The organism is Nocardioides sp. Soil774 (genome assembly GCF_001428125.1).
Lineage (GTDB): Bacteria > Actinomycetota > Actinomycetes > Propionibacteriales > Nocardioidaceae > Nocardioides.
On sequence record NZ_LMSM01000010.1, the window covers coordinates 209,617 to 235,951 of the forward strand.

18 protein-coding genes are annotated in these 26,335 nt (G+C 69.9%); 9 read left to right on the forward strand and 9 right to left on the reverse strand.

The features are described 5' to 3' along the window. The first annotated feature begins 136 nt into the window (after positions 1–136). Entirely contained in the window at positions 137–1,078 is a 942-nt protein-coding gene (locus ASG76_RS16450; protein ID WP_056605850.1) for a plastocyanin/azurin family copper-binding protein, read from the forward strand. 46 nt (positions 1,079–1,124) lie between these two features. Here the strand turns inward: ASG76_RS16450 and ASG76_RS16455 are convergent, their stop codons facing one another. The 7 genes from ASG76_RS16455 to ASG76_RS16485 all read right to left on the reverse strand — a co-directional run bounded on the left by ASG76_RS16455 (position 1,125) and on the right by ASG76_RS16485 (position 11,832). Then, positions 1,125–2,876: an FAD-binding dehydrogenase gene (locus ASG76_RS16455; RefSeq protein ID WP_082587614.1), complete on the reverse strand. Its 1,752-nt coding sequence runs from the start codon at positions 2,874–2,876 to the stop codon at positions 1,125–1,127. Then, positions 2,873–3,499 carry a TetR/AcrR family transcriptional regulator gene (locus ASG76_RS16460; RefSeq protein WP_056605854.1) on the reverse strand — a complete coding sequence of 209 codons (627 nt, stop codon included), beginning with the start codon at positions 3,497–3,499 and terminating at the stop codon, positions 2,873–2,875. Before ASG76_RS16460 ends, ASG76_RS16455 begins: the two co-directional genes overlap by 4 nt. 207 nt (positions 3,500–3,706) lie before the next feature. Then, complete coding sequence (locus ASG76_RS16465; protein ID WP_056606166.1) at positions 3,707–5,485, reverse strand: acetyl/propionyl/methylcrotonyl-CoA carboxylase subunit alpha; 1,779 nt, start codon at positions 5,483–5,485, stop codon at positions 3,707–3,709. Positions 5,486–5,560: 75 nt separating this feature from the next. After that, positions 5,561–8,140, reverse strand: coding sequence for an AMP-binding protein (locus tag ASG76_RS16470; protein ID WP_082587615.1), 2,580 nt, complete (start codon positions 8,138–8,140; stop codon positions 5,561–5,563). After that, entirely contained in the window at positions 8,137–9,186 is a 1,050-nt protein-coding gene (locus ASG76_RS16475; protein ID WP_056605860.1) for an ABC transporter ATP-binding protein, read from the reverse strand. The genes ASG76_RS16470 and ASG76_RS16475 overlap by 4 nt, the downstream gene beginning before the upstream one ends. A gap of 61 nt (positions 9,187–9,247) precedes the next feature. Beyond that, positions 9,248–10,798: an ABC transporter permease gene (locus ASG76_RS16480; RefSeq protein WP_056605862.1), complete on the reverse strand. Its 1,551-nt coding sequence runs from the start codon at positions 10,796–10,798 to the stop codon at positions 9,248–9,250. A 5-nt stretch (positions 10,799–10,803) separates the two neighbouring features. Further along, positions 10,804–11,832, reverse strand: coding sequence for an iron ABC transporter substrate-binding protein (locus ASG76_RS16485; protein ID WP_082587616.1), 1,029 nt, complete (start codon positions 11,830–11,832; stop codon positions 10,804–10,806). 147 nt (positions 11,833–11,979) lie between these two features. Between ASG76_RS16485 and ASG76_RS16490 the strand changes: the two genes are divergently transcribed. Beyond that, positions 11,980–13,176 carry an acyl-CoA dehydrogenase family protein gene (locus ASG76_RS16490; protein ID WP_056605864.1) on the forward strand — a complete coding sequence of 399 codons (1,197 nt, stop codon included), beginning with the start codon at positions 11,980–11,982 and terminating at the stop codon, positions 13,174–13,176. Positions 13,177–13,355: 179 nt separating this feature from the next. Here ASG76_RS16490 and ASG76_RS16495 read toward each other — a convergent pair whose 3' ends face one another. Next, complete coding sequence (locus ASG76_RS16495) at positions 13,356–14,690, reverse strand: HNH endonuclease (protein WP_157559164.1); 1,335 nt, start codon at positions 14,688–14,690, stop codon at positions 13,356–13,358. Between the two features lie 170 nt (positions 14,691–14,860). Here ASG76_RS16495 and ASG76_RS19670 point away from each other — a divergent pair, with 170 nt between their 5' ends. From ASG76_RS19670 to ASG76_RS16515, 5 genes are read left to right on the forward strand one after another with little or no spacing between them, the layout of a single operon-like run. Next, positions 14,861–17,146: a type I restriction-modification system subunit M gene (locus ASG76_RS19670; RefSeq protein WP_235529681.1), complete on the forward strand. Its 2,286-nt coding sequence runs from the start codon at positions 14,861–14,863 to the stop codon at positions 17,144–17,146. Beyond that, complete coding sequence (locus ASG76_RS19190) at positions 17,143–18,393, forward strand: restriction endonuclease subunit S (protein WP_157559165.1); 1,251 nt, start codon at positions 17,143–17,145, stop codon at positions 18,391–18,393. Before ASG76_RS19670 ends, ASG76_RS19190 begins: the two co-directional genes overlap by 4 nt. Beyond that, entirely contained in the window at positions 18,390–21,344 is a 2,955-nt protein-coding gene (locus ASG76_RS16505; RefSeq protein ID WP_056605866.1) for a type I restriction endonuclease subunit R, read from the forward strand. The genes ASG76_RS19190 and ASG76_RS16505 overlap by 4 nt, the downstream gene beginning before the upstream one ends. A gap of 15 nt (positions 21,345–21,359) precedes the next feature. Further along, positions 21,360–23,060, forward strand: a complete 1,701-nt coding sequence (locus ASG76_RS16510) for a GmrSD restriction endonuclease domain-containing protein (protein ID WP_056605868.1) — start codon at positions 21,360–21,362, stop codon at positions 23,058–23,060. 2 nt (positions 23,061–23,062) lie between these two features. Then, the gene (locus tag ASG76_RS16515; RefSeq protein ID WP_056605871.1) at positions 23,063–23,692 is read left to right on the forward strand and encodes a hypothetical protein; all 630 of its coding nucleotides are present in this window, start codon (positions 23,063–23,065) and stop codon (positions 23,690–23,692) included. Here ASG76_RS16515 and ASG76_RS16520 read toward each other — a convergent pair whose 3' ends face one another. Then, positions 23,693–24,199 carry an AAA family ATPase gene (locus ASG76_RS16520; protein WP_056605874.1) on the reverse strand — a complete coding sequence of 169 codons (507 nt, stop codon included), beginning with the start codon at positions 24,197–24,199 and terminating at the stop codon, positions 23,693–23,695. A gap of 74 nt (positions 24,200–24,273) precedes the next feature. On the opposite strand from ASG76_RS16520, the gene ASG76_RS16525 reads away from it, so the two are divergent. Next, a complete protein-coding gene (locus tag ASG76_RS16525) occupies positions 24,274–25,155 on the forward strand; it encodes an ABC transporter ATP-binding protein (RefSeq protein WP_056605881.1) in 882 nt (293 codons plus the stop codon). Continuing rightward, positions 25,152–26,333 (forward strand): ABC transporter permease, encoded by a 1,182-nt coding sequence (locus tag ASG76_RS16530; RefSeq protein ID WP_056605884.1) that lies wholly within the window; start codon positions 25,152–25,154, stop codon positions 26,331–26,333. The genes ASG76_RS16525 and ASG76_RS16530 overlap by 4 nt, the downstream gene beginning before the upstream one ends. Positions 26,334–26,335 lie beyond the last annotated feature (2 nt).

The following is a 26,335-nucleotide window of genomic DNA, read 5'->3' on the forward strand; positions in this document are numbered from 1 at the left end:
GGCCCCGGCGGAGGTGGTCTATGCATGCAGTGATCCACCGTTGTCGAGGACGCGTGCCGCGAGGACAGTGGGAAGGATCGTCAACTGCGAAGGAGTGAGCATGTCCCCGACGTCAGCTCGACCGAGGAGATCCTCGGTGTTCCTCGCGGTGTTCGCCCTGTTGCTCGCCGCACTGCCTGCCCTGCTGGCCAGCAACGCCCACGCCGCGTCCCCCACCACGAGCACGACCTGGAACGTCACGGTCGGCTCCGAGTCGCGCTCCGGCGCCATCCAGACGATGGCGTACGGCCCCAAGAAGATCTGGATCAACGCCGGCGACACGGTGCACTGGGTCTCCCGCTCGATGGAACCGCACACCGTGTCGTTCGTCGACGCCAAGCACCCCGCGGTCCCGTTCGACCTCGCGATCACCTACATGACGGCGCCCACGTCGAGGCACACGATCCGCAAGGGGCAGTTCCGGAGCTCGGGGATCATGGCCCCGGCACCCGACGCCGTCTTCCCCGACGCGGTCAAGTCCTACGACCTGAAGTTCCTCGAGCCGGGCAAGTACCACTACCTCTGCTACCTCCACGGCAAGGCCATGTCGGCGGTCGTCGTGGTCCGCAAGGCGGGAAAGCCGTACCCGCACACGCAGGCCGACTACGACGCGATGGCCGTCCAGGCGTCGAACGCGGCCATCGAGCACGGGCTCGACCTGTGGGCTGACGCCCTGGGTGCCGCCGACAACCACCACGTCTTCGTGGGTGCCTCGGACATGACCGCGATGGTCAACCGGTTCAGTCCCGGCAGCATCGTGGTGAAGGTCGGCGACAGCGTCAGCTTCGACATGTCGAGGAACGCGTTCCCGGTCCCGCACACGATCACGTTCGGGCCGCCCCCGGCCAACCCGTTCGCGCCCACCGGAGATCCGGCGAACTTCCAGGGCGGAGCACTGAGCTCCGGCGTGATCCTGCCTCCGGGCTTCGGGCCGCCGCCGAACGCGTTCACGGTGAAGCTCACCAAGGCCGGCACCTATCCGTTCGTCTGCCTGCTCCATGCCGGGATGGGCATGGTCGGTCAGGTGGTCGTCCAGTAGCCCGGGCACGGACAGCGAGCGGCCGTGGGCGAGAGCCCGCACCCGGTCAGCGCGCGAGCGCTCGACCCACGGCCCGCCCGGAGAAGATGCAGCCACCGAGGAAGGTGCCCTCGAGCGCGTTGTAGCCGTGCACCCCACCGCCGCCGAAGCCGGCCACCTCGCCTGCGGCGTACAGCCCGGGGACCCGGGTGCCGTCCGCGGCGACGCACTGCCCGTCGAGGTCGGTCTCCAGCCCGCCGAGCGTCTTGCGGGAGAGGATGTTGAGGCGTACGGCGATGAGCGGGCCGTGGGCGGGGTCGAGGATCTTGTGCGGCTTCGCGACCCGGATCAGCCTGTCGGTGCGGCTGCGCCGCGCGTTGTGGATCGCCATCACCTGGAGGTCCTTGGCGAAGGGGTTGTCGACCTCGCGGTCGCGCGCCTCGACCTGCGTGCGCAGCTGGTCGGGGTCGAGCTCGGGCCCGCGGGCGATGCCGTTCATGCCCCTCACCAGCTCGTCGAGGGTGTCAGCCACGACGAAGTCGATGCCGTGCTCCTTGAACGCCTCCACCGGGGCCGGCGCACCCTTGGCGAGCCGGGTCCGGGCGAGGAACTTCAGGTCCTTGCCGGTGATGTCGGGATTCTGCTCCGAGCCCGACAGGGCGAACTCCTTCTCGATGATCGACTGGGTCAGCACGAACCACGAGTAGTCGTGGCCGGCGGCGAGGATCTGCTTCATCGCCCCGATCGAGTCGGCGCCCGGCACGCCTGACATGCCCTCGAGCCGCTTGCCGCTCGCGTCGAACCACATCGACGACGGCCCGGGGAGGATCCGGATGGCGTGGTCGGGCCAGACCGGGTCCCAGTTGTGGATGCCCTCGACGTAGGCCCACATGCGGTCGCGGTTGACCATCGTCGCGCCGGCGTCCTCGGCGATGCCCTGCATCCGGCCGTCGACGTGGGCGGGCACGCCGGAGATCATGTGCGTCGGCGCGGCCCCGACCCGCTCGGTCGGCCAGCTGCGGCGCATCAGCTCGTGGTTGTGGCCGATGCCGCCGCTGGTGACCACGACGGCCGGGGCCCGGTGCTCGAAGGTGCCGGCGGCCTCGCGGCTCGACTTCACGCCACGTGCGCCGTCGTCGTCGACCAGCACGGTGCCGCGCACGCCCACGACTGCCCCGTCCTCGACCACGACCTCCTCGACCTGGTGGCGGAACGCGAGGCGTACGAGCCCGGCCGACTCCGCGCGCTCGACCGGCTCGGCGAAGATGCGCACCACCTCGGGGCCGGTGCCCCACGTCAGGTGGAAGCGGGGGACCGAGTTGCCGTGGCCGGTCGCGCGGCCGTCGCCGCGCTCGGCCCACCCGACGAACGGCAGGGAACGCAGGCCGAGGGCGCGGAGGTAGTCGCGCTTCTCGCGGTGCGCGAAGTCGACGTACGCCCTCGCCCACTGCTGCGGCCAGAAGTCCTCGCCGCGGCCCGGGCCGTCGGTGCCGTCGCCGAGCCGGTCGAACTGCGCCGAGCCCTGCCAGTCCTGCCATGCCAGCTCGGGGGAGTCCTTGATGCCCATCCGACGCTGCTCGGGGCTGTCGACGAACAGCAGGCCGCCGAGCGACCACCAGGCCTGCCCGCCGAGGTTGGCGCGGTTCTCCTGGTCGAGCACCAGCACGCGCTTGCCGGCCAGGGCGAGCTCGTGGGTCGCGACGAGGCCGGCGAGGCCCGCGCCGACGACGATGACGTCGGGGCTGAAGTCCGGCTCGGAGTCGGGGCTGGAGTCCGGGCTGGAGTCGGGGCTGGAGTCGGGGCTGGGGTCGGGGCTCATGACGATTCCTCGGGGTAGTGGCTGACGATCAGCTCGGCGAGCAGGCGCAGCGCCCGCTCGACGGTGCGGCCGGGTGCGGCCGTGGGGCGGGGGTCGAGCGCGGAGAACGCCAGGCCGTCGAGCATGTTGACCACGATGCTGAGCACCGCGGGGAGGTCGTCGGCCGGGATCCGGTCGCCCCACAGGTCGGCGGCCGCGTCGAGCATCTGCGCCTGCAGCGACTCGCGCGCCGGCAGGAGCGCAGCCCGCAGCCCGGCGTCCGCGCGTGCCGCCACGAGCAGCTCGCGCCAGGTCTGGTTGGCCGGGGACAGCACGACCGAGCGCAGATGGCCCAGCACCGCCACCACGTCGTCCACGGTGTCGACGTCGGCGTCGACCGCCGCGCGGAAGGCGGCCACGTTGCGGGTCGCGACGTGCTCGGCGGTGGCGACCAGCAGGTCCTGGCGGGTGGGGAAGTGGCGGAAGAGCGCGCCCTGGCTCACGCCCGCCCCGGCGCAGACCGCGGCGGTCGAGGTGGCGGCGTACCCGCGCTCGGCCAGGCACGTCACGGTCGCGTCGAGGAGCGCGGTGATCGTGCCCGCGCGGCGCTCGGCCTGCGTCCGGCGGGCGGCAGTGGTCGTCACCGGGGAAGTGTCACATAAAAAGTGAGCGCTTGCTACCTAACTTCTGCCAAGGCGGTGAGTGAAGGGGATATTGGTGGTTTGGAATCCTCCTCACTCACCGCCCGCGGGCGTGGCGCACCAGGGCACGCAGACGAGCGGTGCGTGGAGAGGATTCCGGTGGTCTGGAATCCCCCTCACGCACCGCTCGGTGGACGGCGGGGCTGAGCCTCAGTCCTTGATCTCGCAGATCACGGCGCCGTTGGTGACCGTGGCGCCGACCTCGGCCTGCAGGCCGGTGACCGTGCCGGCGCGGTGGGCCTTGAGCGGCTGCTCCATCTTCATCGCCTCCATGACCACGATGGTGTCGCCCTCGGCGACCTCCTGGCCCTCGTCGACGACGACCTTCACGATCGTGCCCTGCATGGGCGAGGTGACGGCGTCGCCGGACGCCGCGGCGCCGGCCTTCTTCGCCGACCGCTTGGTCTTCTTGGCGCCGTTCCCGCCGCCGTTGCCGCCACCGACGGCCAGGCCGCCGAGCCCTGCGGGGAGCACGACCTCGAGGCGGCGTCCGCCGACCTCGACCGTGACCTTCTGCCGCTCGCCCTGCTCGTCCGCCTCGGCGTGGTCGCCCGAGAAGGGCTCGATCTGGTTGTCGAACTCGGTCTCGATCCACTGGGTGTAGACGGTGAACTCGCCCTCACCGGTGGGGGTCGAGGCGCCGACGAAGGCGGGGTCGCGCACCACGGTGCGGTGGAAGGGGATCACCGTCGGCATGCCGTCGACGACGAACTCGTCGAGCGCGCGGCGGGAGCGCTCGAGCGCCTGGGTGCGCGTGGTGCCGGTGACGACGAGCTTGGCGATGAGCGAGTCGAACGAGCCCGGGATGGTCTCGCCGTTCTCGTAGCCGCCGTCGAGGCGTACGCCGGGGCCGCTCGGCGGCGACCAGGCCGACAGGGTGCCGGGGGCGGGCATGAAGTTGCGCCCGCCGTCCTCGGCGTTGATGCGGAACTCGATGGAGTGCCCGCGGATCTCGGGGTCGTCGTAGCCGAGCTCCTCGCCCGCGGCGATGCGGAACATCTCGCGCACGAGGTCGATGCCGGTGACCTCCTCGGAGACGCAGTGCTCGACCTGGAGGCGGGTGTTGACCTCGAGGAACGAGATCGTGCCGTCCTGGGCGACGAGGAACTCGCACGTGCCGGCGCCGTGGTAGCCGGCCTCGGTGAGGATGCGCTTGGAAGAGGCGTAGAGCTCCTCGCGCTGCGCGTCGGTGAGGAACGGCGCGGGCGCCTCCTCGACGAGCTTCTGGTTGCGGCGCTGCAGCGAGCAGTCGCGGGTCGAGACGACCACGACGTTGCCGTGCTGGTCGGCGAGGCACTGGGTCTCGACGTGGCGGGGCTTGTCGAGGAACTTCTCCACCAGGCACTCGCCGCGACCGAACGCCGTGACGGCCTCGCGGACCGCGGAGTCGTAGGCGTCGGGGATCTCCTCGAGCGTGCGGGCCACCTTGAGGCCGCGACCGCCACCGCCGAAGACGGCCTTGATGGCGACCGGGAGGCCGTTGGCCTTGGCGAACTCGACGACCTCGTCGGCGTCGGCGACCGGGTCCTTGGTGCCGGGGGCGAGCGGGGCGTTGGCGCGGTCGGCGATGTGCTTGGCCTTCGCCTTGTCGCCCAGCGCCTCGATCGCGGCCGGCGGGGGACCGATCCAGATCAGGCCGGCGTCGATCACGGCCTGGGCGAAGTCGGCGTTCTCGGCGAGGAAGCCGTAGCCGGGGTGCACCGAGTCGGCACCGGTGTCGGTGGCGATCTTGATGATCTTGGCGATGTCGAGGTAGGACTCGGCCGGCGTGGCGCCGTCGAGGGAGTGTGCCTCGTCGGCCAGGCGCACGAAGAGAGCGTCGCGGTCGGGGTCGGCGTAGACCGCGACCGAGCCGATGCCGGCGTCCTTGCAGGCGCGGATGACGCGGACGGCGATCTCGCCGCGGTTGGCGATGAGGACCTTCTTCAAGCTCACGCGAGGACTCCTGGCGGTGACACGGGGCTGGGCGGCGACGGGCAGCCGGAGGGCGTACCGCTCGGCAGGCTACCGCGACCCGAGCACCGCGCGTCCGACTGCCTGATGGACAGGACGCACGACGTGCGCGTAGGCGATGCCCACTGTGAGCGACGCCACAAGCGCCAGCCACTGGTGTCCGGCGTCCTCGAGGGCGGGGTAGACCTGCCAGTGGGTGAGGTAGACGTAGAGGCTGGCCCCGGCCAGGACGCCCGCGGCGCGTGCGAGGGGCGCGGGGAGCGCCACACGTGGCAGCCACAGCATGAGCAGGAAGCCGCCGAGCACGATCGCCTCGCGGTGGGGCTGGCCGAAGAAGCCGATCGTGAGCAGCGCGGCCAGCACCGAGACGAGCACGCGGCGGCGCCCGGTGTCAGCGCGGGCGCCGGCCCAGCCGAGCGCGAAGAAGAAGGCGACGACCAGCGTCGTGTAGCGCTCGGTGGGTCCGGCCCGCAGGCCCACGTCGGCGAAGCGGGCCACCGCGGTCACGGCGAGGACGCCTAGCGCGAACCCGAACGGCGTACGCCGCTCGAGCCGGTGCAGCGCCGGCACGCACGTGGCGACGAGGGCTGCGGCGGTGATCCAGACCAGCGACTCCAGGAACCACAGCTGCCACTGGTCGTCCCACTCCGAGCCGTCCACCAGCTCGCGCACGAACAGGGTCGTGGTGAGGTCGTAGGTGCCGAGCAGCAGGGCGACGCCGCCCACCCAGATCACCGACGGCACGACGAGCTGCGCGAGCCCCGACAGGCCGTGGCGCAGCCGCCGGCGCGGTCCACCGGCCGCGGAGAGCTGGAAGCGGGCGAAGTTGAAGCCGGCGAGGGCCAGCAGGAGGTGGGCGCCGCCCTCGAGGGCGACGAGGTCGACGTGGCTGGCGACGACGAACAGGATCGCGAGCGCCCGCAGGGCGACGGTGGTGTCGACGCGCACCCACTGGCGCGGTCGCGACTCCGCTGCCGGCGCACGGGCCGCGAGCTCCTCCAGCTCGCCGATGCTGCGGGTGTGCCACCCGGCGGGCAGCCCCTCGGGGAAGTGGTCCGCGAGCCGGGTGGCGAGCTCGACGTAGGACAGCGAGTCGCCGCCCAGGTCGACGAAGGAGTCGCTGCTCCGTGCGTCGGGACGACCCAGGACGTGCACGACCTCGGCGCGCACCGGGTGGGCCCCGCCCTGGTGTCCGCCGTGGTGACCGCCGTGGTGACCGCCGTGGTCGTCCGAGCGCTCGGCGAGGTCGGCGAGCGCCCCGAGTGCGGCGTAGTCGGGCTTGCCCGTGCTGGTCACCGGCAGCTCGGGCACCACCGTGACCCGCACAGCGTGGGCCGGCAGCCCGCTGTGGCTGGTCGCCAGCGACCGGGCCGCGGAGCTCGCGCGCCCGCTGGTGAGGAAGACGTGCACCATCCGCTCGGTGGCCACCACCCGCGCGCGGCGGTCGACGGTGGCGCGCAGGGTCTGCTCGACGGCGTCGAGGTCGATGCGCAGGCCGAAGACCTTGCCGTAGCGGTTGCGCCGGCCGACCACCTCGAAGAGGCCGTCGACGCAGCGGGCGAGGTCGCCGGTGCGCAGCTCGGTCGTGACCCGCGGCAGGGCCAGGTCGCCGCGCGACTCGGCGTAGCCCAGCATCACGTTGGGCCCGCTGTAGACCAGCTCGCCGACGCCCGGACGCTCGTCGACCGACTCGTCGAGGCGCAGCTCGCCGCCGGGGATGGCCACGCCGATCGAGCCGGGGTGGTCCTCGGCGAGGTCGGGCGCCAGCCAGGCCATGCGGGCCGTGGCCTCGGTCGCGCCGTACATCACGACGAGGTCCCAGCCGCGGGTGCGCCCGGAGCGGCTCCAGCGGCGTACGGCGTCGGGGTCGAGGCGCCCGCCCGCCTGGGTCACCTGGCGCAGGGTGGGCAGCTCGCGCTCCTCGAAGCCGCTGGCGGCCAGCAGGTCGAAGGTGTGCGGGACGCCGGCCAGCGTGGTCGCGCCGGCACGGCGGAAGAGGTCCCAGAAGCACTCGTCGACCACGCTGAGGCCGGTCAGCACGACGCTGGCGCCGGCGACGAGGTGCGAGTGCAGCACCGACAGGCCGTAGCAGTAGTGCAGCGGCAGCGAGGTGATCGCGCGGTCGGCGGGGGTCAGTGCGAGGTAGTCGGCGATCGCGGCTGCGTTGGCGGCGACGTTGTCGCGGGAGAGGCGCACCAGCTTGGGCGAGCCGGTGGTGCCCGACGTGCTCAGCAGCAGGGCGAGCTCGGGGTGCAGCTCGTGCGCGCTGTCGGAGCGGCGTACGTCGTCGTGCTCGCCGTGGACGCACACGATGTCGGGGTCGTAGGCCGCGACGACGGCGTCGCGCTGGGCGGGGCGGGCGTCGGGGACGACGAGGGCGACGTGTCCGTGCTGGAGCGCGGCGAGGTAGGCGACGAGCGAGTCGAGGTCGTTGGCACCCTCGACCAGGACGAGCCGGCGGGCCGGACCCCACGCGTGCGCGCGGTCCGCGACGCGGCGGGCCAGCTCGGCGTGGCTGAGCACCTCGCCGTCGGCCACGACGGCCGCGGCGTCACCAAAGTGGGCGTGCGGGAGGACCGCCGTGGTCGCCTGCTTCTCGCGGGCTCCCGGCGTGGTGGAGGTGACGGTCACGGCGACCCCGCGGGCCGGTAGGCCCGGACCAGCCCAGTCACGCGGAGGTGGACGGTGTCGCCGGCGACGGGGTGGCGCACGCCGGCCATCCGGGCCTGGACCGGGGTGCCGTCGCCGAGGCGCACCTGCACCGCGCAGTCGTGGCCGTAGTAGCTGACCTCCTGCACCGTGCCCCGCACGCCCTCGGCGTGCGCGAGGTCGACGAAGACCTGCTCGGGCCGGACCATGAGGGCCACCTCGCCCTCGGCGGGGCTGGTGAGCACCACCTCGCCCAGCGCGCAGGCGGCGCGGTCGCCGTGGGCGGTGCCCGGCAGCACCACGGCGCGGCCGACGAACTCCGCGACCTGCGGGTCGCTGGGGGAGAGGTAGACCTCGCTCGGCGACGCCGACTGCACCAGGCGCCCGCCCCGCATGACGGCGACCTGGTCGGCCAGCGAGAGGGCCTCGTTCTGGTCGTGGGTGACCAGGAGCGCGGTGGTGTTGGTGGCCTGCAGGGCGCGACGCACGGCCCGCGCGGTGCTGTCGCGCAGGCCGGCGTCGAGGGAGGAGAAGGGCTCGTCGAGCAGCACGACGGCCGGCGCGGGGGCCAGCGAGCGGGCCAGGGCGACGCGCTGCTGCTGGCCACCCGAGAGCTCGTCGGGGCGGCGGTGGCGGAAGTCGGCGGGCAGCTCGACGAGCTCGAGCATCTCGGCGACGCGGTCGTCGCCGCGGGTGGCGCGGGCCTCGCGGGGCAGGCCGAAGGAGATGTTGGCCGCGACGTCGAGGTGCGGGAAGAGCGCACCCTCCTGGGGCACGTAGCCCACGCGGCGGTCCTGCGGGGGCACCGGACGTACGCGGTCGCCGGCCACGACGGTGTCGCCGAAGGCGATGCTGCCGGACTCGGGCGCGAGGAAACCGGCGATGAGGCGCAGCAGGGTGGTCTTGCCGCAGCCCGAGGGGCCGAGCACGGTCGTGAAGGAGCCGTGCGGGACGTCGAGCGTGACGTCGTCGACCGCACGGGTGGCGCCGAAGGACTTCGTGACGCCGGTGATGCTCAGGGAGCTCATGCGGGGTCCTCGCGGCGTTGTTCGGGGGAGCGCAGCGGCGGAGAAGAACGCCGTGGGGTGTTCATGCGGGGACCCTCTCCGTCTGGGTGGCAGGGGTGTCGGTGCGCATCAGCAGCACGGTCGCCGGGACGGAGACCAGCACGAGCAGCAGCGCGTAGGGGGCGGCGGCGCCGTAGCGCAGCTCCGACGACGCCGACCAGAACTCGGTGGCGAGCGTGCGGGTGCCGATGGGGGAGAGCATGAGGGTGGCGGTCAGCTCGGTGGAGATGGCGAGGAAGACCAGCGCCGCCCCCGCGCCGAGGCTGGGCGCGATCAGCGGGAGGGTGACCCGGCGGGCGGTGGCGAGCGGGCCCAGGCCGAGGCCGTGCGCGACGTCGTCGAGCACGGCCGGGGCCTGCTCGAGCCCGGCGCGGACGGTCACCACGGCACGCGGCAGGAAGAGGATGGCGTACGCCACCACGAGCAGCGCCGCGGTCTGGTAGACCGCCGGCGCCAGGCGCAGCGACGCGACGACGAGCGCCAGGCCGACGACGATGCCGGGCAGCGCGTTGGCGACGTAGGTGCTGCGCTCGATCACGGTCGAGGCCCAGCCGCGGTGGCGCACGGCGAGCCAGACCACGGGGATGGCGGCGACGGTGGTGAGCGCGGCGCCGGCGAGCGCGAGGGTGACGGTGGCGACGAGGGCCTCGGTGAGCTGGGCCATCGGGAACTCCGTCGACGTGCCGACCAGCAGCCACCGCAGCAGGGAGAAGGCCGGCACCCCGACGGCCAGGACCACGATCCCGGTCGCGGCGCCGAGCAGCGGCCAGCGCCAGCGGCCGAGCGCCACGGGCACGGCGGCGCGTGCGGCGCCACGGCCCACGCGGGCGTAGCGGCGGTCGCCCCGCATCCGCAGCTCGGCGAGCAGCAGCACCAGGCACAGCAGCACCAGCACGCCCGCCATCGCGGTCGCGGCGGCACCGTTGAAGGTCGAGCCGTACTGGTCGTAGATCGCGGTGGTGAAGGTCGGGAAGCGCAGCAGCGACAGGGCACCGAACTCCGCCAGGAGGTGCAGGCCGACGAGCAGCGCGCCGCCGAGCAGGGCAGGGCGCAGCTGCGGCAGCACGACGGTGCGGAAGGTGCGAGCGCGTGAGTGGCCGAGCGACCAGGCCGACTCCTCCAGCGCTGGGTCCAGGCGCCGCAGCATTGCCACGACGGGGAGGTAGACCAGCGGGTAGTAGGAGAGCGTCACGACCACGAAGGCACCGCTGAAGCCGTGCACGTCACGGTTGAGCGAGACCCAGGCGTAGCCGTTGACGAAGGCCGGCACGGCGAGCGGCGCGACCAGCAACCCGTGCCAGAGGCGGCGGCCGGGGAGGTCGGTGCGCTCGACGAGGACCGCGAGCGCCACGCCGAGCGCGGCGGTGGCGGCCATGCAGGCGAGGGCGAGGCTGACGGTGTTGGTCAGCAGCTCGACGATGCGCGGGCGGGCGAGCAGGTGCCAGAGGTCGACGGGGCCGATGACGACGACGTACGTCGCGACGTAGCCCAGCGGCACGAGCGCCAGCAGCGCCACGACCGCGCCTGCGAGGAGCAGCAGGCGCGGCGTGTGGCGTCCGGTGGTGTCGTGCATCGTGCTCAGAGCAGGCCAGCCTCGGTCATCAGGTCGGTGACCTCCGGCCCGTTGAGGCTGGACACGTCGACCTGCGGGGGCTCGAGCTCGTCGAACGGCTTGATGTCGGGGTTGAGCTTGGCGTCGGGGTTGAGGGGGTACTCCAGGGCGTACGACTCGGCCATCGCCTGCTGCGCCTCGGTGCCGGTGAGCCAGGTGATGAACTGCTCGGCGGCGTCCTGGTGCTCGCTGCTGGCGAGGATGCCGGCGCCGGAGACGCTGAGGAAGGCGCCGGGGTCCTGGTCGCCGAAGAAGTGCAGCGCCGAGCCGTCGGAGTCGCTGCCGTTCTCGGCGCGGTCGCGGTACCAGTAGTAGCTGTAGGCGATGCCGGCGTCGACCTCGCCGGAGTCGACCGACTGCATGACGACGAGGTTGTTCTGCACGACGACGCCGTTGGCCTTGAGCCCGGCCAGCCAGTCGGCGGTGGCCTGCTTGCCCTCGAGCTCGAGGACCGCGGACACGATCGCCTGGAAGTCGGCGCCGGTGGGGGAGAAGGCGACGCGGCCCTTCCACTCGGGCTTGGCGAAGTCGAGGATCGAGGCGGGCATGTCGGCGTCGGTCATCGAGTCGGTGTTGTACATCGCGACGGTGGAGCGGGCCAGGAAGCCGGTCCACATCCGGTCCGCGGGGACGTAGTCGTCGGGGATGGTCGCGGTGGCCGACTCGGGCAGCTCGGCGAAGAGGCCGGCGTTGTCGACGATGCTCATGGCCGGGGAGTTCTCGGTGAGGAAGACGTCCGCGGGGGAGTCCTTGCCCTCCTCGACGATCTGGTTGGCCATCTCGAGGTCCTTGCCGCTGCGCAGCTCGACGTCGAGGCCGGACTGCTCCTCGAACATCGGCACGATCTCGTCGAGCAGCTGCTCGTGCTGGGCGTTGTAGATGACGAGGTCGGGCGAGCTGAAGACACCGCAGCCCGACAGGGTCGAGGCGGTGAGGAGGGTGCTGGCCAGCGCCACGCCGATGCGGGCGGCGGAGCGTCGCGGGGAGGTCGTCACAGGGCGTCCTTACTTTGCTTAGGCTGCCCTAACTCTAGCCCGGGGTGGCTGCCGCGCGGGAATCGCGTACGTCACACGGACGGCGACTGCGACGTGGGTCACGTGCAGGGTTAGCGATCGCTAACCTCTGCGGCTATTCTGCGAGTCATGACCTTCGAGCTGTCCCCCGAGCACGAGCAGTTCCGTCGCAGCGTCCGTGACTTCGCGGAGGCCGAGATCGCGCCCCACGCCGCGCAGTGGGACCGCGACCACCACTTCCCGACCGACGTGGTCCAGAAGATGGGTGCGCTCGGCCTGATGGGCCTGACCGCTCCGGAGGAGTTCGGCGGCGCCGGGATGGCCGGCGAGGACGGCGGCTTCACCTCGCTGTGCCTGGCGATCGAGGAGATCGGCCGCGTCGACCAGTCGATGGGCATCACGCTCGAGGCCGCGGTCGGGCTCGGCATCAACCCGATCCTGACCTACGGCACGGATGAGCAGAAGAAGACCTGGCTGCCCGAGCTCGTCGCCGGCGAGAAGGTGGCCGGCTTCGGCCTCACCGAGCCCGGTGCCGGCTCCGACGCGGGCGCGACGAGGACCAAGGCCGTCCTGGAGGACGGCGAGTGGGTCGTCAACGGCGCCAAGCAGTTCATCACCAACTCCGGCTCCTCGATCACCTCGCTGGTCACCGTCACCGCACGCACCGGTGAGCGGGCCGACGGTCGCCCGGAGATCTCGACCATCGTCGTGCCCTCCGACACCCCCGGCTTCACCGCGGAGAAGGCCTACGACAAGCTCGGCTGGCACGCCTCCGACACCCACCCGCTCTCGTTCTCCGACGCGCGCGTGCCCGAGGCCAACCTGCTCGGCGAGCGCGGCCGCGGCTACGCCCAGTTCCTCGCCACCCTCGACGACGGCCGCGTCGCGATCGCCGCGCTCGCGGTCGGCTGCATCCAGGCCTGCCTCGACATGTCGCTGCAGTACGCCGGTGAGCGCCAGACCTTCGGCGGTCCGATCGGGCGCAAGCAGGGCCTCGCGTTCCAGGTCAGCGACCTGCAGGTCATGCTCGACGCCTCGCGCCTGCTGACCTACAAGGCCGCCGCGATGAAGGACGCCATGGACGCCGGCCACTCGGTCTCGATGGGTGCCTTCAAGCAGGCCGCGGCCGTCGCCAAGCTCTACACCACCGAGTCGGCCGTCACCGCGTCCCGCATCGCCACGCAGGTCTTCGGCGGCTACGGCTTCATGGAGGAGTACCCCGTCGTCCGGTTCTACCGCGACGCCAAGGTGCTCGAGATCGGCGAGGGCACCTCGGAGGTCCAGCGGATGCTCATCGCGCGGGGGCTCGGCCTGCCGGTCGAGTGAGGCGGGCTCACAGCGCACCGCGGACGAACGCGGTCGCCTTGCGGCCACCGATGCGGACAAGCGCCACCAGCTGCACGCCTCCTGTGGACAGCGTCAGGCCGAGCGCGCGGGGACGAACAACAGCAACAGCTCGCGGCGGTCATCGCGGCCGGGTGTGGCAATCACGCTCCTCGACCTGATCAGCCAGCGAGGACGAAGTCGATCGTCAGGGCTGGCACGTCTCGGCGCCTGATCGTCGCGACCGGTGGCGGTCGGCTGCTGTGGCTGTGGCCGGTCGGAAGGATGGTGGTCACGCTGCCGTCCGGCTCGGGTCTCGTCCGCCAGCGCGGGGACTCCTTGGCGTAGTTGCAGGCCTCGCAGAGACCTTCACCATTGGTGCTCGACGTGGGTCCGCCGCCGGCGTGGCGGCGTACGTGGTCGATGTGCCGGATGGGGGCGTCGCACCATGGCGTGCGGCACACTTGGTCGCGCAGCCGGATGAAGCGGGCCAGACCCGCAGGGAAGAGGCGGGCGCGGCTGTCCATCGCGACCAGGTCGCCTGTCGTTGGCGAGGCGTAGAGCCTGCGGAGCCAGACCTCCTCGCCTGAGCCGAGGGCGTCGGCGACGATCTCGCGGGCGAGCTCGGCGGGGATCGGTCCGAACCCGGCGAGGCGAGCGTCGTCGTCGGCTGTGCCAAGCAGTGCGTCGTGGGACATCACGAGGTTGAGGTCGACGGAGCGGGACGCGGAAGCGGGACTCGCGGCGTGCTCGGACGTGTCGACGCCGAGGGCGCGCCTGACCAGCTCGTCGGCCATCACCTGGCCCTTCGAGCGCGGGTCGCCCTGCGCGTGGGCAGTGTCTGCATCGCGCGTCAGCGCGGCGAACGCCGCCACGCCGGCCGCCACCGGCAGCAGGGCGGACAACCAGACCATCGTGTCAGGCGCGGGCCGGATCGAGACCCGGCGCTCGGACTCGGCCTTGCGCCGGCGGGCTGTCACCGCCTCCGCGTCCAGTCTGGCCGCCTCGCCTTGCGCACGACCGATGACCTCCCGGTCGCTCATCGCCTCGAACGCGTCATGGTCGGCGGCCAGCAGCTCGTCGACGGCCAGCCGGTGCTCGAGTGAGAGGCATGCGGTCTCGCGTGCCACCACGGTTGCGCGCCACTCGGTGATCCGGCCGGCGCGCCACGCGGCCCACGTGTGCGGCAGCTCGCGCTGCACGACACGGGCCAGGCCGAGGTGGCGCTGGCCGCGGTGCGGGGACTCGCGGCGTGCGCGGGCGACCATCGAGCCGACACCCTGACCCCTTCTGGCGGCAGGGACGCCGAGGTCCTCATGGTCCGCCTCGACCGACTCGGCCAGGTCGGCGGCGTGCGCGGCCTGCGCCGCCGTGGCCGTGCAGACCAGCTCCTCGAGCGCGCGGATCAGGTCGAACCGCCCCGCGTCGTCGAGCCAGCTCGGGCCGTCGAGCCCCACTTGCACCTCGCGCCGCATCGCCGCGACGGCGGCGGCGGTGAGGGGCTGGGTGGTGGGCATGGACCTACTCAAGCAGGAGGGTCCGACAACGGGATGGGGGCTCAAGCCCGTGGGGTTGAGAGCGCGGCCCGCGCCTCTCGCCCGGCCGGCTGTCAAGTTGCTCCGAACGCCGTCGGCCGCAGATCCGAGAGGTTAGGTTTGCCGTTGCACTGTGTGGACGAAGGGAAGAAATGGCACCGCAGGGGTTCTCGGACAAGGTCGCGTTCGTGTGGAAGGTGGCAGACAAGCTGCGCGGCACCTTCAAGCAGCACGAGTACGGCTCCGTCATGCTTCCGCTGCTGGTGCTGCGCCGGATGGACGCCGTGCTCGAGCCGACCAAGCAGGCCGTCCTGGACGCCGCCAAGGGGATGAGCGACATCGGGCCCGGCCAGGACGCGATCCTGAAGCGGGTAGCGGGCCAGCGCTTCTACAACACCTCGCCGCTGACGATCGCCTCGATGCTGAGCGACGACAAGAACCTCGACCAAGCGCTCGCGGGATACGTCCGACGCCTCTCCTCCGACGCGTACGCCGTGATGGAGGCGTACAACATCGACGACAAGATTCAGCGGATGCACAAGGCCGGGATCCTGTACGCCGTCCTGGCTGACTTCGCCGACCTCGACGTGCGCCCGAGCATCGTCAGCAACGAGGCGATGGGCTACATCTTCGAGGAGCTGCTGAGGAAGTTCTCCGAGATGTCCAACGAGACGGCAGGTGAGCACTACACGCCGCGCGAGGTCATCGACCTCATGGTGCACCTGATGCTCACCGGCAGGACCGCGGCAGAGCTCACGGAGAATCCCAAGCCCGTCCGCACCGTCTACGACCCGTCCGCCGGCACGGGCGGCATGCTCATGGGTGCGTTGCACCAGATCGAGCAGCTCAACCCCGGCGCTGTGGTGAAGGTCTACGGTCAGGAGCTCAACGACGAGACCTGGGCGATCGCGCAGTCCGACCTGATGATGCAGGACATCGATCCCAAGCAGATGGCCAACGGCAACACGCTCGTCGCCGACGCCTTCGCGACTCTTCCGGGCTTCGACTTCATCCTTGCCAATCCGCCCTACGGCGTGGACTGGAAGGGCTACGCGGCCCCGATCAAGGACGAGCACTCCAAGCTCGGCTTCGACGGTCGCTTCGGCGCCGGTCTCCCTCGCGTGTCAGACGGGTCGTTGCTCTTCCTGCAACACATGCTAAGCAAGATGAAGCCTGGCGGCTCTCGCGTCGGCATCGTGCTCTCGGGCTCGCCTCTGTTCTCGGGTCAGGCCGGCTCGGGGGAGTCGGAGATCCGCCGCTGGATCCTCGAGAACGACTGGCTCGAGGGCATCGTCGCCCTTCCGGACCAGATGTTCTACAACACCGGGATCTCCACCTACGTCTGGATCCTCACCAACGACAAGGCCGCAGCCGATCGCGGCCTCGTCAAGCTGGTCGACGCCCGTGAGCTCGGCACGAAGATGCGCAAGTCGCTCGGCGACAAGCGCAAGGAGCTCACCGCCGACGCGATCACCCAGATCGTCCAGCTGTACGGCGGCGCGCTGGGGGAGTACGCCGATGACCCACGTGTGAAGGTGCTGACCCGCGAGACCTTCGGGTTCCAGCGCATCACCGTCGAGCGGCCGCTGCGGCCGCGCTGGGAGCTGACATCGGCCGTCCTGGATCGCCTGGAGGCGGACGGCGGCGAGACTACCGACTTGCAGCGGCTCCTCGGCGTCCAGGCTGACTCGGAGGACGTGTTTAGGGCACGGCTGTTCGACGCATATACCGGCCACGGATGCTTGCCGGACAACCGGAGCCACCTGTTGCCACTCTCGTCCGAGTACGACGGGTGGGAGGCGCACCTCGGCGTCGACCAGACGCACTACGACGTCGGCTTCGACGAGGAGCGGGGCACGTGGATCGCGACTCGCGGCGGGACGTGGGACGACGTGGTCGTCGCAGGTGAGGCTGATGAGGCGGCGACGGTCAAGGCGCTCGAGCATCGGATCCACGAGACCTGGTGTGAGGGAACATGCGACCGGCGCTTCGAGGCCGGCCCGGGGCTCATCCGGGACGGGTCGACGGTCAACACCATGATCGGGCCCCCGCGCCACGGGCTCTTCGGCGAGCTGACCGGCCTGGCGGCAGGGACCTCTGCTTCGTCGCCCGCTCTGGAGAAGAAGGGCAAGCCGGTTCCCGACCCCAAGCTGCGGGACCAGGAGAACGTGCCGCTGCCGGCAGGGTTCCTCGATCTCGACGCAGGCGAACGGACCAGGGTGCTGCGCGAGGCGGCCGAGAAGCAACTCGAGGAGGAGATCCGGCCGTACGTCGCCGATGCCTGGATCGACCACGCCAAGACCAAGGTCGGGTTCGAGATCCCGTTCACGCGTCAGTTCTACGTCTATACACCGCCGCGTCCGGTCGAGGAGATCGCCGCCGAGATCAACGAGCTCGAGGGGCAGATCCAGGAGTGGATGAGGGAGCTGGGCTTATGAGGCTCACCCTCGGCCAAGCAGCGGAAGTCCGCTTAGGGCGGCAGCGCTCACCCAAGGACCACGAGGGTGACTCGATGGTGCCCTACCTGAGATCGGCGAACGTCGTGGATGGTGCACTGGATCTGTCCGACGTGAAACACATGAACTTCGAGGCAGAGGAACAGACGCTTTTCCGATTGGCTTCGGGCGACGTGCTAATGACGGAAGGTAGCGGCAGCCGCGAAACCGTCGGGACCTCTGCCGTCTGGGCTGACGAGATCAGTGGACCCGTGTGCTTTCAGAACACGCTGCTTCGTCTACGTCCACGCACGGGCATCACCGACGGTAGGTTCTTGGCGTGGTGGGCGCGGCATGCGCACGCGTCTGGCCAGATCGGTGCAGCGGCGACGGGTGCAAACATCCTGCACTTGGGATCTGATGGCCTAAAGCGACTGACACTCTTTGTTCCGTCTCCTGAGGAGCAACAGCGGATCGCAGGCTTTCTGGACGGTAGGGTCGCGCGAATCGACGGCCTCATCGCGGCTCGTCGCGAGCAAATCCGATTCGCGCGCGACGCGATGATGGCTGACTGGACAGAGCGCACTCGTGCGGTGGAATCACTGTTCCCCAATGTTCCGCTCCGTCGATTCCTCGTTTCGATCGTGGACGGTCCCTTTGGGTCGTCCCTCACATCGAGCCATTATTCCGACACGGGGACACGGGTCATCCGGCTAGGCAACATCGGCGTCGCCACCTTCCGAGACCACGATCGGGCCTATATTTCGGCAACACATGCCTCTGCGTTGCTTGCGCATTCCGTTGCTCCTGGAGATCTCATCATGGCTGGGATGGGTGATGATCGGTGGCCTCTCGGTCGATGCGCCATAGCGCCGGCGGACATCGGTCCGGCCATCGTTAAGGCCGATTGTTATCGGATTCGCCTTGACCCACGGATCAGCCATGAATTCGCTGCTGCGTTCCTTTCTAGCCCTCCTGCTGCTGCCCGAGCGGGATTGCTGGGACGAGGTGCCACGCGAGCACGCCTGAATACGGATGTCGCCAAGGCTTCAGAAATTTCTACCGCGGGCGAGTCAGAGCAGCGCGATTACGTCATGTCAGTCGGGGCCTTGCACGCTCGGTTCGCCAGCGCAGAGGCAACACTCGCGGCTTCTGTGCGCTTGCTCACCGAGTACAAGACCTCCCTCATCACGGCAGCCGTCACCGGCGAGCTCGACGTCACCACCGCCGGAAGTGGAATCCCCGCATGAGCGTCCACAACGAGGCGGCCTTCGAGTCAAACATCGAGGCACACCTCACCAGCGACGGCTGGCTCAAGCTCGACCCGAAGTCCTACGACAAGCAGCTCGGACTGTTCGGCGCGGAGCTCGTGGGGTACGTGCAGGACTCCCAGCCCAAGGAGTGGGAGCAGCTGGTCGCTCGGCACGGCGGTGAGCAGATGGCGACGTCCAAGTTCCTCAAGGTCGTGGCCGACGCGATTGACCACCGCGGCACGATCAGCGTCCTGCGGGGGACGGTGAAGGACTCCGGCGTCACCGTGCGGATGTGCTGGTCGAGGCCGGCCAACAACCTGACCCCCGAGCTTGCCGAGCGCTACGCGGCCAATCGGTGCGGCGTCGTGCGGCAGTTGCACCACTCGGAGTCCAACCCGGGCGACTCGCTCGACCTGGCACTGGTGGTCAACGGGATCCCGGTGGCGACAGCGGAGCTGAAGAACCCGCTCACGCATCAGACGATCGAGCACGCGATGGCGCAGTACCGCACGGATCGCAACCCGCACGACTTGATCTTCGCCAAGCGCACGCTCGTGCACTTCGCGGTGGACCCGCACCGGGTCGCGATGACGACCAAGCTGGACCGCGAGCAGACCAGGTTCCTCCCCTTCAACACCGGCTCCAACGGGCCGGGGCGGCCCGGCGCGGCCGGAAACCCGGCCGGCAACGGCTACCAGACGGCGTACCTGTGGGAGCAGGTCTGGCAGCGCGACGCCTGGCTCGACCTGATGCACTCGTTCGTGCACGCCCACGACGGCGGCACGCTGTTCCCGCGTTTCCACCAGTGGCACGCGGTGCGCACGATCCTGTCGGCGACGACGGCCGACGGCCCGGGCGCCGATCGTCTCGTGCAGCACTCGGCCGGTTCGGGCAAGTCCAACACGATCGCCTGGACGGCTCACTCGTTGTCGCGTCTGCATGGCGACGACGACGCGCCGATCTTCGACAAGGTCGTCGTGATCACCGATCGCCGCGTGCTCGACCGACAGCTCCAGGAGACCGTGGCAGGTCTCGACCACACGCCGGGCACGATCGTCCGGGTCGACCAGCACTCCAGCCAGCTCAAGGAGGCGCTCGAGGGCAACGCCGCGCGCGTCATCATCACCACTCTCCAGAAGTTCCCCGTCATCGCGGAGACGGCGAACGCCGTGATGGGTCGCCGGTTCGCCGTCATCGTGGACGAGGCCCACTCGTCGACGACAGGGGATGCGGTCAAGAAGCTCAAGAAGGTGCTCGGGGGCGGGCTCGCCGAGGCTGAGGCGGCCGAGGAGGAGACCGAGACCGCGCCAGAGGAGGACGCGCTGCTGGCGAGCGCTCGGGCGCGCGGAAAGCAGCAGAACCTGTCCTTCTTCGCCTTCACCGCCACACCCAAGCCGAAGACCCTGGAGACGTTCGGGCACCTGGACGCCGACGGGCACAAGCGGCCCTTCCACACGTACTCGATGCGTCAGGCCATCGACGAGGGCTTCATCCTCGACGTCCTGGCCAGCTACACGACGTACTCGACCTACTACAAGCTCGCCAACTCGCACCCGAAGAACGACCCCGAGATGGACGCGGGAAAGGCCAAGGCGGCGCTGGCCCGCTTCGTGTCGCTGCATCCCTACCAGCTCGAGGCGAAGGCCGAAGTGATCGTCGAGCACTTCCGCCAGAAGACCGCGGCGAAGCTCGACGGCAACGCGAAGGCGATGGTGGTGACGCGCTCCCGACTGCACGCCGTGCGCACCAAGCAGGCACTCGACTCCTACATCGAGCGCAAGGGCTACGACCAGGGCAGCGCAGCGCTCCGAGTCCTGGTCGCATTCTCGGGGACCGTGTCCGATCCCGAAGCCCCCGACCTGGAGTTCACTGAAGCGGGCATGAACGGATTCGGCGAGGGGCAACTGCCGACGAGGTTCCGCGAGGACGGGTACCAGGTCCTGGTGGTGGCCGAGAAGTACCAGACCGGCTTCGACGAGCCCTTGCTCCACACGATGTACGTCGACAAGAAGCTGGCCGGGGTGAAGGCGGTGCAGACGCTGTCACGCCTGAACCGCACCCACCCGGGCAAGGAGGACACCTTCGTCCTCGACTTCGCCAACAGCGCCGAGGAGATCCAGGACGCGTTCGAGCCGTTCTACGAGGAGTCGTTCGCGGCCCCCACGGATCCGAACGTCCTCTACACAATGGAGCACGACCTGCTCGCCGCCGGAGTCTTGTCGTCAGCGGAGATGGCTGCAGCCGTAGCAGCGCTGCTGTCCGAAGACCCGACCCAGCAGTCGGTGATCTACGACAACCTCACATCGGCCGTGGGTCGGTTCGCTCAGCTCGACGAGGAAGCGGCGGACGAGTTCCGCTCCACGCTCAACGGCTACTGCCGTGCGTACGCCTTCGTCGCGCAGGTGATGCCATGGACCGATCCCGATCTCGAGCGGCTCTTCCTCTACGGCAAGGCACTGCTCACCGAGCTGCCGACGGGCGACACCGACCCCATGCCCCAGCTCAGCAAGTCAGTGCAGCTCACGCACCTGCGGATGTCGGTGTCGGGCGATCACGCGATCGAGCTGACGGCTGCCGACGAGGCGGGGGTCGCGCTCCCCGGCGAGGGGAAGGGCAAGCAGGTCGAGCCGATCCTCGACAAGCTCTCCGCGCTCATCTCTGCAATGAACGAGAAGTACGGCGCCGACCTGGGTGACGCCGACAAGGTCTGGGTGGACCAGCAGTGGGTGGTCGTCAAGGACGACGATGAGATGCGGGACGTCGCCCTGCACAACGACCGCAGCCAGTACGAGCTGGTGCTGGCCGAGAAGATCAAGCAGTTCCTGGTGGAGCGGCACGACAAGAACGGGCATCTCTTCGACCTGTTCTTCGCCAATCCGGACTTCCAGACCATGATGCTCAGCTATCTCGCTGGCACCTACGACGAGTTCCGGTCCGAGGCCGGATAAACGGGGGATCGCACCATGACATCGTTCGACACGGACAAGAAACACCTCACCTTTCTGCTCGACCAGATCGACAACCGCGACCTCGCGCTGCCCGACTTCCAGCGTGACTTCGTGTGGAAGCCGGGGGAGACGCGGGAGCTGGTGCGATCCGTCATGCAGTCCTTCCCAGCAGGAACGATCCTGTTGATGCAGGGAGGTGCCAAGCACTTCAAACCGAGACCGTTCTCCGAGGCGGCGGCACTCACTGGAGTCGAGCCCTCCTTCTTGGCCCTCGATGGGCAGCAGCGACTGACGTCGCTGAGCTTGGCCTTCAGTGGGCGGGGGGACTACCGCTACTTCCTGCATATCCAGGAATTGCTGGACGGAGAGGACCTGGACGAAGCGATCGAGGTGTACCACCACTCGCGTCAGGGGGCGTGGCGCGACATCAAGGGCCAAGCGCGAGACCTCGCACTGCCGATGTCGCGACTGCGTGACTTCGCGAACTGGCGCGACGATGTGATCGACGAGCGTGAGCTGCTGTTCCCCACCGAGGACAGCAAGGACCTCAAGCGCAAGCTGAACGAAATCGAGACGACGTACATTGCTCCGGTCCTGCAGTATCAGTTCCCGGTCACGACACTGAACCGGCACACGAGCCTCGACGCCGTATGCACGATTTTCGAGACGTTGAACCGAACCGGCGTGAAGCTCAGCGTTTTTGACCTGCTGGTGGCGCGAGGTTATGCCCAAGGAGTCGAGCTGCGCGGCCTGCTGGAGCAGGCGCGCGCGGACCACCCGATCCTGGACGAGTTCAGCATCGACCCGTATTACCTGCTCCAGGTGGTCGCGGTGTGGGTGCGGGGCAACCCCACGCGGAGCACCGTCCTGGGACTCGACGTGAAGAACGACGTCGAGCCCCGCTGGGACGAGGCGGCGAGCAACATCGGTGCGGTGCTGCACATGCTTCAGGCGGAGTGCGGGGTCCTGACCAAGAAGTACTTTCCCTATCGCACGATGCTTCTGACCCTTGCCGCTGCGTGGTCGGAGGTGACGGCCGTGACCGGACCCGAGGTGGCGGCGCGTCGCGACAAGCTCAAGCGCTGGTTCTGGTGCGCGACGTTCGCTCAACGCTACGAGACTCAGGGCAACAGCCGGACGTCCAACGACGTCCCCGAGCTGCGGGCGTGGCTGACCGGCGCGGGTGGTGCACCTGAGGTCGTCAACGATGGCGAGCTGCGAACCTTCCGTGCGGTGAATAACAACACCCAGGCCCTGTACTCGGCGGCGATCGCCCTGTCCCTCCGGAACCACCCCCTCGACTTCCACCAAGGGAAGCCGCTCACGGCCACGCGGATCGTCGCGGACCAGATCGACGATCACCACGTGTTCCCGCAGGCATACTTGGGCTCGGCGTATCCCAAGGCGCTCAAGGACTCGGTGCTGAACCGCACCCTCATCGATAGAGCCACCAACATCCGCATCCAGCACAAGGCGCCATCGACGTATCTCGGTGACATGGAGAAGGCGCTGGGCGCGCAACTGCTGGAGAGGGTTCTGGAGAGCCACGGCCTGCCCGCGGACGCTCAGGGTTCGCTGCTGTCGGACGACTTCGAGGCGTTCCTGACCTGGCGCGAGCAGCACCTGCACGAGCAGATCCGACTCGTGACCGGCTGGAGTGCGCCAGTGCCAGCCGCTACGGACTCATCTAGTTCTTCTGCGCGGGAAGGAGTTTGACGATGCCCACCAAGAAGAAGCACCTCGTAGGTGCCTACGGGCTGTTCTGGGAGCGAGAACTTGTCGATTGGAATCCCGGACCAGGCAAGCAATGGCAGATGCTCGGAGCAATCGGGTCCAACCGCGGGACGCTGAAGGTCTGCGACTTCCGGAAGGCTCGAGGCATCTACATGCTGCTCAACGACTACGGACCGACCTACGTCGGGCTCGCTCGCGGGAAGCAGGGCTTCGGTCAACGCCTGCGTGTTCACACGCTGCCTCAGACCAAGCAGCCAAAGGAACTACGGCACGCGCCCAAGGACTGGACCCGTTTTTCGTGGTTCGCCTTCGACGACGTGACACCGAACAGGGACGCCTACGACCCGTGGGTGTCCGTCGACCTGCGTGACGAGAACTCGCGAGCGATCACAGTCGATGGTGCGGTTCGTGAGCTCGAAGCACTCCTCATTTCGGTGCTTGGCATCAAGGCGCAAAACCAGATGAGACCGCTGCAAGGGGAGCGCTGGCGCCAAGTCGTGAAGGAGGACTGCTACAAGGGCGGCGCGCTCACCAAGGTCGCGCCTCAGAGCCTGATCACCACTCCGTCGCTGGCACAGGCTTTGGTCGAACTGAGTCACGTACCGCGTGCCTGATCATTGGATGCGCGGGACCTCGATCGCGGCAAGGCGCACGATCTCGCTCACGACGACCTCGAGCGGTCGGGTAGCGTCCACCGCCACGCCGTCCGGCACGTCCTCCTGCGTCTCGTGCACCCGCAGGACGAGCGCGCGCTGCTCCGGCGTCGCACCGAACTCGTCGGCCGGACGCTCGTCCAGCCGTCGCTCGAGCGTGGCCCGGTCGACCTGGAGGACGAGGACGCCGTCGAGGAGGTCGACGAAGCGGGCGTGGTTGCGCGAGCCGCCGCAGAAGAACGTGACCGGTTCGGAGCGGTCCCCGACGATGGCGCGCACCCGGTCGAGGTCCCAGATGTGGTTCTCGTGAGCGACGGTGCCGGTCGGAAGGCCGGTCACCGGGTCGCCCTGGTAGGCGAGGTCGGTGTCGCCGTTGACGGCGTGGAAGCCGCGGCGCCGCAGCTCGTGGCACACGGACGTCTTTCCAGTCCCCGACACACCCTCGACCAGGAAGTTGCGCACACCCATCGCTCAATCATGGCGCACCCGACTCATCCTCCCGACGGATCCGCTCCGCGGCAGTGCCCCCTAGCCTTCGGGACATGCTGGAGATCCGGGAGCTCACCAGGCGCTTCGGCGACCACACGGCCGTCGACCGCGTGTCGTTCGAGGTGCCCGACGGGTTGATGACCGGCTTCGTGGGCGCTAACGGGGCGGGGAAGACCACCACCATGCGGATGGTGATGGGCGTCCTCGGCATCGACGGGGGAGAGGTGCTGTGGCACGGCCGGCCGATCACGCGGCTCGACCGGCGCGCCTTCGGCTACATGCCGGAGGAGCGCGGCCTCTACCCCAAGCAGCCGGTGCTCGACCAGCTCGTCTACCTCGCCCAGCTCAAGGGCATGGCGCGGGCCGCGGCGCGCGCCCGCGTGCTCGAGCTGCTGGAGCGCTTCGGGCTCGCCGACCGTGCGCGCGACCACGTCGAGAAGCTCTCGCTGGGCAACCAGCAGCGGGCGCAGATCATCGCCTCCGTGCTGCCGACCCCGGCCGCGCTGGTGCTCGACGAGCCCTTCTCCGGGCTCGATCCGGTGGCGGTCGATTCCATGGTCGACCTGTTGCGCGAGCACACCCGCGAGGGCGTCCCGGTGCTGTTCTCGAGCCACCAGCTCGACCTCGTCGAGCGCGTGTGCGACCGGCTGGTCGTGCTGGCCCGCGGACGTTGCGTGGCCGCAGGGACGGTCACGGAGCTGCGCGAGACGGGAGTGCCGCGGTTCCGCCTGGTCGTCGGCGGCGACGCCGGCTGGGTCCGCGACCAGCGCGGGCTCGCGGTGCTCGACCTCGACGGCTCCACCGCCCTCGTGGAGGTGCGCGAGCCGGGCGCCGAGCAGCACGTCCTCGCCGAGGCCACCCGTCGCGGCGACGTGCACGAGTTCGTCCGGGTGCGCCCGGCCCTGAGCGAGATCTACCGGGAGGCCACCGCATGAGCACGCTGCACAACCCCCGACGGGCCTGGCTGCTCGTCACGCGGCGCGAGCTCGTCTCCCGCATCACCGACCGGACCTTCCTCGTCGGCACGGTCCTGATGGTCGCGATGCTCGTCGGCTTCATCGGGTTCACCGCCTGGCAGGACGAGCGGACCGACCGGGCCGTCCTCGGGGCGACGCCGGACGCGGTCGAGATGGCCCGGGCGATCACCGACGCCGCGCCGCAGGTCGACGACAAGCTCGCGGTGCGCATGGTGGAGCTCGACGACGAATCAGCGGCCCGTGCCGCGCTCGAGGACGACGAGGTCGACGCCTGGCTGCACCCGGTCGACGGCGGCTGGGTGCTGACCTCGGAGTCGAGCGAGCAGGACGCGCTGACCGCGGCCGCGCGCGTCGTCGTACGCCAGGTGGTGGTGGCCGGCAACGCCGCGAGCGCCGGCACGACGATCGAGACCCTCGAGGCGGGCAGCGCCGTCACGACCGACTTCCTGCGCGGCGACGCGGAGCGGGCTGCGGTGGCTGAGGCCGTCGGCTTCGTGTTCGTCTTCCTGTTCTATCTCGCCGCCCTGGTCTTCGGCATGCAGCTGGCCTCCTCGGTCATCGAGGAGAAGCAGAGCCGCATCGTGGAGATCATCGCCGCCGCCATCCCGCTGCGGCACCTGCTGGCCGGCAAGGTGCTGGGCAACACCGCGCTGGCGCTCCTCCAGCTACTGGTCTACCTCGTCGTCGGCCTCGTGGGGCTGTCCTTCACCTCCTACCGGTCCTACGTGCCGGAGCTGTCCGGGCCGGCCGTGTGGTTCCTCGCCTTCTTCCTGGCCGGCTTCATCGCGCTCGCCTGCCTGTGGGCCGTCGCCGGGTCGCTCGCCTCGCGCACCGAGGACCTGCAGGCCACCTCGACGCCGCTGACGATGCTGATGCTCGTGATGTTCTTCGGCGGCGTCTCGCTCGACGGGCGAGGGCAGGTCGTCGCCTCGTTCGTGCCCCCGGTGTCGGCCGTCGTGATGCCGAAGCGGATCCTCGCCGGTGGGGTCGAGTGGTGGGAGCCGCTGCTGGCGCTCGGCCTGCTCGCGGCGTTCGCGCTCGCCACGGTGTGGATCGGCGAGCGGCTCTACCGACGGGCGCTGCTCCAGACCGGTGGTCGGGTCAGCCTGCGGCAGGCGTGGTCCGCGGCTGAGTGAAC